The organism is Microvirga sp. P4_A5 (assembly GCF_056402495.1).
Genome location: NZ_JBFUHH010000126.1, coordinates 1 through 10,523 on the forward strand (window position 1 = coordinate 1; position 10,523 = coordinate 10,523).

A 10,523-nucleotide genomic window follows, 5' to 3' on the forward strand; every position below is an offset into this window, starting at 1 on the left:
GTGACCGGCAGATCCGGCTCGCCGTAACGGGACAGCGCCTGGATGACGAGGGAGCGGATGTTGGCGAAGCTCTTGTCGGACAGACCGAGCTGTGCCGCGCTCTCGGCCGCAAACAGCGTGCGCAGGCGGCGCGGACTGGCCTCGATCTCATCCAGCGGTGTGGCGAACACCTTCCCGATCCGGTTCAGCCCGGAGACCATGTCCCGCCGCTGGATGGCAGTGAGGGTCGCATCCTCCTCTGCCTTTGCCATGACGTCGGCGAACGTGAGCGGTGCCGGGGAGATGAAGGCATCGGCGCTCCCGACGGGAAAGGGCGTCGAAACCGCGGCGTCACGGGGAATGGGTTTGGCGCGAGTGCGAGACGTGGTGACGGCCTTGGGGGGTACCGTCGTCGCCACCGGATAGACAGCAACGTCATCGACGCTGCTACTACAAAAATCGAAGCTGATCTGAGACATCGGGAAAGGCTCCTTGGGTCAAACATGGTCTCGGGATGACAAGGGCGGACAGGGGGGCCGATTCGGGAGATAGCAGCTTTTTGGTCTTACGGAGTTCAACCACCGGCGTTCTCCCGACGGCCGATAAGGCGCTGACATCGCTGGACAAAAACGATCAGGGCTGGCCATCGCCTCTCACCCGCGACGGAGGCGCTCGTACGCCACCACATCCTCTTCGGAGAAGCGCAACTGGGAGCCGATGCGGTGGGCCTTGAGCTCGCCGCGCGCCACCATCCGGCGCAGGGTGCGGACGCTGACGCCCCAGCGGGAAGAGAGAGCTTCGAGAGTCAAAAGAGATTTGGAATTGCTCGTCATGGACGATCCTCCGGTTCATGTTGAATGGCAGCGGAGGCGGCAGGGGACGGGCTGGCAGCGAGGGCTTCGCGCGCCGCTTGCCGGGCCAGGAGACGAACGAGTTCGACCAGCGCCGCAGGCAACAACGCCGGCGGCGGCCGGTTCAGATCGGTGGGTTCGTTGCTGGCCGTGCTGTCCACTGGCGACCTCCAGCGGACAGTGGTGGCTCAGCTCAACGGCGTTGGATAAATCGTCTAGGAGCTCATTTTTGGTCGTCCGGGTCGGACGGGAGCGGTGGCGGTTCAAACAGCGCCAGGTGGCGCACGGAGAGATTGGCGCGCACGATCTCGTCGATCAGCCGCGGCTCGAACGTCAACCCGTCGGGCGCATGCAGCCGGAGCGCTTCCTTGATGAAACCGGCGACGCCGCCAGGAGCAAGACCTGTGTCGGGATCGATGGTGTACGAGGGGATGATCCCGAGATGTTCCTGATAGCAGACCATGAGATGCACGATCAGATCGCGGAGGTTGATGTCAGGCGAACGGCGGCCGTGGTTATCGAGCATCGAACGGGCGTGAACGGAGGCGAGTTCAGCCGCCCGCTCGCTCACTCGCGCCAATCGCTCCAGATGGAGGATAAGCGCCATCATGCTAGGCTGATCCGGTTCCTGAGCGGCCCCCGAGGCGATCGCCATCATCGACAGGCCCTGATCGCCGGCGCTCGCGGCTGACCTCGCAGCATTGCCGAGGTGTTTTGCCAAGGCGGTCAATTCCCGTTTGACTCTTGATGGGCGCAGCCGCGGCGAATGCTCGCAATAGCGCCGGATCGCCTGCACGGCCTCTTCGGCAAGCGCTTCAATGCTTTCGTCGGAGGGGCTGGTCCCAAAACGACGAACGTTGTCCTTCAGCCAGACCACCAGTTCATCCTGGACCATGATCGGATTCCGAGTGGAAATAGCGAGATGCCGTTCTCTGACCTTCCACATAGTAACCCACATTGCGGCGAAGTGTTTGCACATGGTGGGGCGATAGTTCAGTTGGGGGAGCGCTTCGACTTCCATTCAACCCGTCGGCGGTTCGATCGACTCGGCTCCGCCAGACACTCGTTTCGTCAACGTCCGGGACTCAGGGCCGAGACTTCGATGACGGGGCCGTCCAGTCAACTGAATTTTGGCGCCGATAATCGTTTGGTGGGCCGGGATGACCAGCGGACGCGAGCGAAGGCATGCGAGGAGGTCGCGCGACCCGCAAGCGGGGAAGCTAACCCGGTCGTGGTCCAAGTCTATCCTGGCGTGAAGCACGGATTTGCTGATCCGCATTGAGGAGATAATGAAGAGATCCTGGGGTGGCGTTGCCCATCCGGTAGCCCCACCGTCCCCCGGTCATCAGGTACGGCGCCATGTCCATGTTCTCCATCCCGCCGCTTGTTGCACGATTAGGCCTCCACCAGCCCGTTGCGGATCGCGTAGCGGATGAGGGCTGCGGTGGTGTTGAGGTTAAGCTTGCGCAAGGCCAGGGCGCGGTGATTCTCCACTGTCTTGGTGCTGATACTGAGGATGTCGGCGATCTGCTTGTTAGTCTTGCCTTCGGCAATCAGCTGCACCACGACCTTCTCGCGGGGGGTCAGGGCCGACTCGTCCGTGGATCCTTTCGCCAGGTAGGTTTCGAGTAGGGTCTCGGAGACCTTGCCCGTGAAGAAGGGCTTGTGGGCGGCCAGGCTCTCCACCGCCGAGACCAGGAACTGCCGGGCATCGGATTTGAGCAGGAAGCCGCGGGCGCCAGACTCGAGGACGTCGCGCACGAGGGTGTCGGTATCATGCATCGTGAAGATGAGGACTTCGACTCCGGGCACGCGGGCCCTGATCTGCCGGGTTGCCTCGACACCGTTGACGAGTGGCAAGGCGTAATCAAGGACCACGATATCCGGCCGCGTGGCCTGGGCCATATCGATCGCCTCCTTGCCGTCCCGGGCCGATCCGACCACCTCCCAGCCTTCATGTTCCTCAAGAATGGTCCGGACGCCGGAGCGGACCACGTCGTGATCGTCGGCGATCAGGATGCGCGTCATCGCGCGATTCCTTTGGTTGCACCAGATATCGAGTGCGTTTTGGAGGATCCTACAGCGAACCAACATACACGATGTGGTCGCGCGCTAAACCTGCGAAAAACCCTTAAACTGATGGAGGCAGACCCTAAAACTCAGGAGAGGGTCTCGCCATCCGCCTCAGTGCGATCTGACAGCCTTTGCACTCGCAAAACGTCCACCCTGCCGACGTGCCCGGTCAGCTTCAGGGACCGGGACCATCGCTACGAAGCAGGTGCCGCTCCCGCTGGTCCGGATCTTCAGGTCACCGCCAAATTGCTCGAGGCGCGCCCGCATGCCTGCAACTCCGACGCCGAATTGGATCGGTAAGTCTGGCCGCGCCGGGCTTATCAACCCGTGTCCGTTGTCGCGTATGCGGACGACCAGCCGCCCAAACCTGATCCGGGCGTTGAGTGAGACGTGCGAAGCGTCAGCGTGCCGATAAACGTTGGAAAGAGCCTCCTGCACTACGCGGAGAATCGACCGCTGGAGGTCGGGCGGCAGCTCGTCAACCTCCTCCGGAATTCGGATCCGGGCAATCAGCCCCGTCCGTCCCGCAAAGCCTTCGGTGAAATCCCGCAAGGTGGCCTGGAGACCATCCTTCGCCAGGTTCGGGGGATGCAGCAGATAGGTGAAAACGCGCAATTCCTTGAGCGCTTCGCCGAGTAGGCCCTCGACCTCCGTCAGGGCCTTGCGGCCGCTCGAACTGAGCCGGACCTCCGGCTCAAGCCTGGCAAGGCAGAGATTTGCTGCCACGAGGTGCTGTGCTGTTGAGTCATGGAGTTCGCGGGCGATGCGTTGCTGCTCCACCTCTTGGGTTGCGAGCAATTGCCCGGACATTTCGCTGACCTTGATCTTCGCGCCGGTGACCTGATCGAACAGGGACCGGAGCGGTTGCTCGACCTTGCGCGCCGTAAACCATGCCGCGATCGCCCCGGCGCCGAAAAGAAGAGCTGCGGGCCCGGTCACCCCCCATAGGGCAGCTGTGACGGGCGCGTTGAGAGCAGCAAGCGGCATGGTGACGATGGTCGTCCAGTTCGTCGTGCCCGATCGGCGGAATGCAACCAGTACGGGCTGTGCCCGATCATCCTTGGCCTCGACCATTCCCGTGATCGTGCTGTCCGGACCTGCATCCGCGAGGCGTGTAGCCAGTGCTTCGGGAATTGGGAGGTCGGACCCTTTGTAGCCCTCCCTGTCGGCCACGATCGAGAGGAGCTTGCGGTCGTAAAGTCCTTTCAACCACCCCGCAGGTACCGTTTGGTCGTCTAGAATGGTGCCTAGCCGCGCCTCGGCCAGGATAATCGAAAGATGACCGTTCATCCGACCCTCGGCATCGTCAAGCCGAAGGCTGAGTGCCACGATGATGCTGCCCTTCAAAGGAGCCATCATCCGGCCGGAGGAGGACCACCTCCGATCCCGAATCCGGTCGATCTGCTCCTGATGGTTCGGGAAGTCGACATGCCGCGGAAGAGGCGATCCGAACGGGCGCAAGGTGTTGGCGACCTGCCGTTCGAGGTCGTTCAGCACGAGCCAGGAGCCTTCCGGAACGGGGGTGGCCTTGAGCTGTTCGTAGAAGGAACTGATATCGCCAGAGAGAAGCGGCGGGGATTTGGACAGTCCTTTGAGCAGGTAGTTGACCGCCGCCACTTCCTGATCGAAGCCGAAGGAGAGCGCCTTCGCGGACTCCAGAGCACGATGCTCAATCGCGTGTCGTTCGTCTGCGGCTCGCGACAGCGACAGCGCCACGGCAACTAGGCATGCGGCAATGGTAATGATCAAGAAGGTCAAGGCGATCTGACGCCGCAGACGGTGGGCCATACCCGTCAGGGTTCGTGCAACGACTGGGAGGGTTCCATTGCTCATGAGGCGATCTCAGGCCGTAGGGCGTCGCAACGGGACCAGGGCCGTTTCGTCCGATAACATACGTTAAACCCTCGGCCGATACCTGTCGACATGGGATATCACGAGCAGTAGTCCCACCCGCTCTTCCGTGTTTGGGCCCGGTCCGCATTGTCAGTCGGAAGCACAAATAGGGTCTGCCTCCGTCGAATTCAGGATGTTCCCTGATAGCGCGACGCCCAGTACGGGAGAATACTGCCGGCCTGCCATGACAGGAGCAAACATCTATGTCGCAGGCTACTCTCCGGCATCGCGCTCCTGCGCGACCGGACCCACTCCATCCTGAAATGGTCCAAATCCCTGGCGGTATGTTCCGCATGGGCTCGGACCGGCATTATCCGGAGGAGGCGCCGGTCCATCGCGTCACCGTCGATGGTTTCTGGATCGACCGCACGCCGGTGACAAACCGCCAGTTCAGCGACTTTGTTCTCGCAACCGGGCACGTCACGGTCGCGGAAATAGCGCCCGACCCGAAGGATTATCCCGGCGCCCTTCCGCACATGCTGTTCGCAGGCTCGCTCGTGTTCAGCCCGCCTGACCACCCCGTCGATCTTCGTCACTTCAGCCAATGGTGGGCGTTCAAGCCCAGGGTGAACTGGCGGCGTCCCTATGGCCCGGGCTCGTCGATCAAGGGCCTGGACGATCATCCGGTCGTGCATATCGCCTTTGCCGATGCGGCTTCCTATGCTCGATGGGCCGGCAAGGATCTGCCGACGGAAGCCGAATGGGAGTTTGCCGCCCGCGGTGGGGTTGATGGAGCAGATTTCGCTTGGGGCGACGAGTTGACGCCGGGCGGACGGCAGATGGCGAACACCTGGCAGGGTGCCTTTCCATTTCAGAACACCAGTCTCGACGGCTACGAGAGGACCTCGCCGGTGACAGCCTTCCCGCCGAACGATTACGGCCTCTACGACATGATCGGCAACGTCTGGGAATGGACGAGCGACTTCTACACGGCCAGGCATCCGGCAGACGCCGTAAAGGCTTGCTGCATCCCCCAGAACCCACGTGGCGGCCAGGAGGACAGGAGTTTCGATCCCCTTCAGCCCGAAAACCCGATCCCGCGCCGGGTGCTGAAAGGCGGCTCGCATCTGTGTGCGCCCAATTACTGCCGCCGCTATCGCCCGGCGGCGCGTCATCCGCAACCGGTCGATACTTCAACAAGCCACGTTGGCTTTCGCTGTATCAGCCGATCCCGAGTCTCTGGAAAACGAAGAGAGGAGCAAACCGATGCTTAGGACGATTTCTGCTGAAGTGTCCCAGACCGAGATTGCATCAAGACACGGTAAGTCTTGCCTCGGAGGCGCGATTTCAGGCGCGTTAATCGTGTCGCGTTTAGCTTTCCTCGGCGCCACGGCACTGATCTCGGTGACGGGCCTGACGACTGCCGCAGCTCAAGCTCCCGCACGGCCTAATATCGTCGTGATCATGGGCGATGACATCGGCATCTGGAATATCGGTGCTTATCACCGCGGCATGATGGCGGGACGGACGCCCAATCTCGACAAGATCGCCGCAGAGGGCATGCTGTTCACCGACTACTATGCCGAGGCGAGCTGCACCGCTGGTCGCGCCAACTTCATCACCGGAGAGCTGCCGATCCGGACGGGCATGACCACGGTGGGTCAAGCCGGAGCGCCGCTCGGAMTGCCGGCGGAGGCAGTGACTATTGCCACCGCGCTGAAAGACCTGGGCTATGCGACGGGGCAGTTCGGCAAGAACCACCTTGGCGACAAGAACGAGTTCCTGCCCACCGTGCACGGCTTCGACGAATTCTACGGCTATCTCTACCACCTCGACGCGATGGAGGATCCCTGCCATCCGAACTACCCGCAGGAGCTGAGGGCACAGGTCGGCCCGCGCAACATGCTCCACTCATGGGCAACGAATGTCGATGATACAACCGCGGATTCGCGCTGGGGCAAGGTCGGCAAGCAAAGGATCGAGGACGCGGGTGAATTGTGCCCGAAACGCATGGAGACAGTGGACGACGAAATCCGCGACAATGCTCTTAAGTTCATCGACAAGGCGAAGGCCGACAACAAGCCGTTCTTCCTATGGCTCAACCCCACACGGATGCATATCGTCACGCATTTGTCGCCGAAATATGAGGCGATGCGCAACTCGCAGAACGGCTGGTCAATCCATGAGGCGGGCATGGCTCAGCTCGACGATGATATTGGCCTTATGATGAATAAACTCAAAGAAGCCGGATTAGACGAAAACACTATCGTCGTGTTCACCACTGACAACGGCACCGAAGTCTTCACTTGGCCCGATGGAGGACAGACTCCCTTTGCCCAAAGCAAGGGAACGATTATGGAAGGCGGTTTCCGCGCACCCGCGATGATCCGTTGGCCTGGCAAGGTGCCGGCCGGCAAGGTCGAGAGCGGTCTCATTTCGGGGCTCGATTGGTTCCCGACCCTTTTGACCGCAGCGGGAAATCCAAACATAACCGCCGAGCTCAAGCAGGGCAAGAAGTTGGGCGACAGGATCTACAAGAACCATCTGGACGGTTATGACCAAACCAACCTGATCACCGGCAAGGGTCCATCCAATCGACAGGAAATTTTCTACTTCGGCGAAAGCACGTTAGGCGCCGTGCGGTACGGCGACTACAAGTATCGCTTCATCGAGCAGCCGGGCGGTTGGCTGGGCGGCAAAATTCAGATCGACGTGCCGACTCTGACGAATTTGCGGCTCGACCCATTCGAGCGAACAGGCTGGCCAAACGCCGGAACGAAAGAGGGAGCGCAGCAATACTTCGATTGGTTCAAGTATGAATTCTGGCGCTTCGTGTTCGTCCAGCAGCAGGTGGAGAAGCTCGCTATGACGGCGGTCGAGTTCCCGCCTATGCAGAAGGGCGCGAGTTTCAACCTTGAGGCCGTCAAGCAGCAAATCGAGGCAGCTCGGGGAGCCGTCGCGAAATAGGTGAGTCTCGGATCGTGATGCGCGCGGGTTTGAGTGGTTTGGCCCTCCGCGTGCATCCCATCATCAACACCGGCCAAGCGCAATTTGTAAATAGAAGGATGTAATCAATGATCAGGTTGTTTGCAGCTCTTGTCATAACGGTATCTGCAACGGCAGCCACCGCACAAGTTGGACCGCCGACATCGCAGAGGGCCTGCGCCGCAAACCGCGCGCTTGTCGTCAAGGACGGCGCTGTCGTTCTAGATACCGGGCCATCAACCTACGCCCGCTTCGTTAACAGCGCTGCGAAATGCCTGGTCGATCAATTTCCGGAACCCGCCTGGGTCCCGAGTTCGAACAATCCGCAATGCTTCATCGGCTACCGGTGCAGGGACAGTTCCGACGAGTTTTAGCGTTTGAATTTGACCGGTTGATCGAACGCTTCTCCACGGGAGGTACACATGAGGATTTGTCTGTCACGACTGGGCGCGTTTGCCCTGCTCTCCGTGTGGATCTCGGCAGCAATCGCTCAGACGGATCCTCTTCCCTCGTGGAAGGACGGCGCTACCAAACAGGCGATCGTCGCGTTCGTTACCGATGTCACCCGCGAAGGCTCTCCAGACTTCGTGCCAGCATCCGAGCGGGTTGCAACCTTCGACAACGATGGGACGCTATGGATCGAGCAACCGATCTACGTTCAGTTCGTGTTCGCACAAGACCGCGTCAAGGAGCTCTCGCCACAGCATCCCGAATGGAAGGATAAGCAGCCCTTCAAGGCGGTGCTCGAAGGCGACATGGCCGCTCTGGCATCCGCAGGGGAGCGCGGAGCCGTGGAGATCGTCGCCGCGACGCATGCCGGCATGACTCCGGAGCAGTTTATCGGAATGGTGAGGACCTGGATCGCAACCGCCAAGCACCCGCGATTCGACCGCCCCTATACCGAGCTCGTGTACCAGCCCATGCTGGAAGTGCTGGCCTATATGCGCGCAAACGGCTTCAAGACTTTCATCGTCTCTGGCGGCGGAATCGAATTCATGCGTGCTTTCGCCGAAAAGAGCTACGGAATCCCCCCGGATCAGGTCGTCGGCTCGAGCATCGTCACCAAGTTCGAAACCCGCGACGGCCAGCCGAGGCTGTTCCGGTTGCCCGAGGTGAACTTTATCGACGATGGTCCCGGCAAGCCGGTGGGGATCAACCAGCACATCGGCATCCGACCCATTGCGGCCTTTGGCAACTCCGACGGCGATCTCCAGATGCTGCAATGGACGACCGAGTCCGGTCGCCGCCGCCTGGGAGTCATTGTGCATCACACCGATGCGGAACGCGAATACGCCTACGACCGTGATTCCAAAGTCGGGCACCTCGACAAGGCATTAGATGCCGCTGCTATCGACCGATGGACTGTCGTGGACATGAAACGGGATTGGAAAACCATTTTTCCAGTTCGGCCGTAGTGCTCGTTCGACAGCGAGCATTCCCACTCAGACTTGCGTAACGAGCCAACGTGACGACCGTCAGAAGTCCCTCTGATATAAACCAACGAAGGAAATCAAATGCGTACGCTTCTTCTTGCCACAGTCGCTCTCGCGGGCTGCATCGGATCGGGCGCAAGTGCCCAAGTGGAATTGAAGACCTATGCCGATGCCAAAGGATTCATCGACGTCCAAGCGTTGACCTGCGCCCAGCTTGCAGGAACATTTCAAGAAGACGCTGACCTACTGACTACCTGGTACAGCGGCTGGTATAATGGCCTAGCGAAGAAGCACTACATCAACGTGGGCCGTTCGCGCGAGGCCGAGCACGAGACGATCGTCTATTGCAAGGCCAATCCGACGGTGAAAGTTATCAAGGCAATGGGTTTGGTCTTCGACAAGATGCGGAAGGAACAGGGCATCGTTCTAGCAAAGTAGCCGCGCACAGAAAGAGCGGTCGTTGATCGACATGCATTGCAATACGCCGCCTCGAACGGGTGCGCCGCTCATGCGGCGCACTTCAAACCGCAGTTAATTCAAGAGCGACAATGGGAATTTGACGCTTGGTCATCACCCTCTTCATGTGATCAGATGCTCCTATCGACAAGCCGCAAGGAGAATCGCGTGAATTGGCCTGTTCGCACTCTGCTCGCTGCGGTTCTTTATTCAGCCGCCAGCACGGCCCCGGTATAGGGTCAGGAGGCCGACCTCGCCAAAAAACTCAGCAACCCTGTTGCCGACCTGATCAGTGTCCCGTTCCAGTTCAACTACGATGGCCGTATCAGCCCCGATGACAATGGCGGGCGGGCAACCCTGAATTTCCAGCCGGTCATTCCCTTCGCCATTAGCCGAGATTGGAACATCATCTCCCGGACGATCCTGCCCATCGTCTCGCAGTGGGATGTAGCGCCCGGCGCGGGACGGCAATTTGGATTGTCCGATATCACGCAAAGCCTGTTCCTGTCGCCGCAYGCTCCCGGGGCCGGCGGCATTGTCTGGGGCATCGGTCCGGTGTTCCGCCTGCCGACCGCGACCGACGATCTGCTTGGTGGCGGCAGGTGGGGCGCGGGGCCCACGGCTGTGGTGCTGAAGCAGGCTGGACCTTGGACCATTGGAGCTCTCGCCAATCACGTCTGGTCTGTGGGCGGAGCGACGCGGAGTGGGGCCGGTCCGGTCAATGCAACGTTTCTGCAGCCGTTCATCTCCTACACGACTGCCGATGCCTGGACCTTGATGTCAGCACGAGTGGTTTAGCAGGCGAGCGCTTTGGCATCAGTGGTTGCGTCGCTCTCAGCCAGCCGAGAGGGCGGTCGGCGGCCGACCTTCGTTGAGAGTGCGTAGGTTATTAATGAAGTCCGCCGGATACAAC

The 10,523-nt window shown here is 60.6% G+C and carries 10 protein-coding genes and 1 pseudogene; 5 read left to right on the forward strand and 6 right to left on the reverse strand.

From position 1 onward, the window contains the following. The 6 genes from AC1DVM_RS20935 to AC1DVM_RS20960 form a co-directional block, all read right to left on the reverse strand. Positions 1-458: hypothetical protein (locus AC1DVM_RS20935; protein ID WP_477257683.1), on the reverse strand; the 458-nt coding region annotated here is incomplete at its 3' end. Positions 459-632: 174 nt separating this feature from the next. Continuing rightward, positions 633-812, reverse strand: coding sequence for a helix-turn-helix domain-containing protein (locus AC1DVM_RS20940; protein ID WP_477257685.1), 180 nt, complete (start codon positions 810-812; stop codon positions 633-635). Beyond that, positions 809-991 carry a hypothetical protein gene (locus AC1DVM_RS20945; RefSeq protein WP_477257687.1) on the reverse strand — a complete coding sequence of 61 codons (183 nt, stop codon included), beginning with the start codon at positions 989-991 and terminating at the stop codon, positions 809-811. Before AC1DVM_RS20945 ends, AC1DVM_RS20940 begins: the two co-directional genes overlap by 4 nt. 62 nt (positions 992-1,053) lie before the next feature. Continuing rightward, a complete protein-coding gene (locus AC1DVM_RS20950; RefSeq protein ID WP_477257689.1) occupies positions 1,054-1,725 on the reverse strand; it encodes a hypothetical protein in 672 nt (223 codons plus the stop codon). Between the two features lie 500 nt (positions 1,726-2,225). After that, positions 2,226-2,858: a response regulator gene (locus tag AC1DVM_RS20955; protein ID WP_477257691.1), complete on the reverse strand. Its 633-nt coding sequence runs from the start codon at positions 2,856-2,858 to the stop codon at positions 2,226-2,228. A gap of 156 nt (positions 2,859-3,014) precedes the next feature. Then, positions 3,015-4,736, reverse strand: a complete 1,722-nt coding sequence (locus AC1DVM_RS20960; protein WP_477257693.1) for a sensor histidine kinase — start codon at positions 4,734-4,736, stop codon at positions 3,015-3,017. 323 nt (positions 4,737-5,059) lie between these two features. On the opposite strand from AC1DVM_RS20960, the gene AC1DVM_RS20965 reads away from it, so the two are divergent. From AC1DVM_RS20965 to AC1DVM_RS20985, 5 genes and pseudogenes are all read left to right on the forward strand, one after another. Continuing rightward, entirely contained in the window at positions 5,060-6,010 is a 951-nt protein-coding gene (locus AC1DVM_RS20965) for a formylglycine-generating enzyme family protein (protein WP_477257695.1), read from the forward strand. Next, complete coding sequence (locus AC1DVM_RS20970; RefSeq protein WP_477257697.1) at positions 6,003-7,703, forward strand: arylsulfatase; 1,701 nt, start codon at positions 6,003-6,005, stop codon at positions 7,701-7,703. The genes AC1DVM_RS20965 and AC1DVM_RS20970 overlap by 8 nt, the downstream gene beginning before the upstream one ends. A gap of 440 nt (positions 7,704-8,143) precedes the next feature. Continuing rightward, positions 8,144-9,136, forward strand: a complete 993-nt coding sequence (locus tag AC1DVM_RS20975) for an HAD family hydrolase (RefSeq protein ID WP_477257699.1) — start codon at positions 8,144-8,146, stop codon at positions 9,134-9,136. A gap of 99 nt (positions 9,137-9,235) precedes the next feature. Further along, complete coding sequence (locus AC1DVM_RS20980) at positions 9,236-9,592, forward strand: HdeA/HdeB family chaperone (protein ID WP_477257701.1); 357 nt, start codon at positions 9,236-9,238, stop codon at positions 9,590-9,592. A gap of 267 nt (positions 9,593-9,859) precedes the next feature. Beyond that, a pseudogene (locus AC1DVM_RS20985) lies at positions 9,860-10,384 on the forward strand (transporter); the annotation flags it as partial. Positions 10,385-10,523 lie beyond the last annotated feature (139 nt).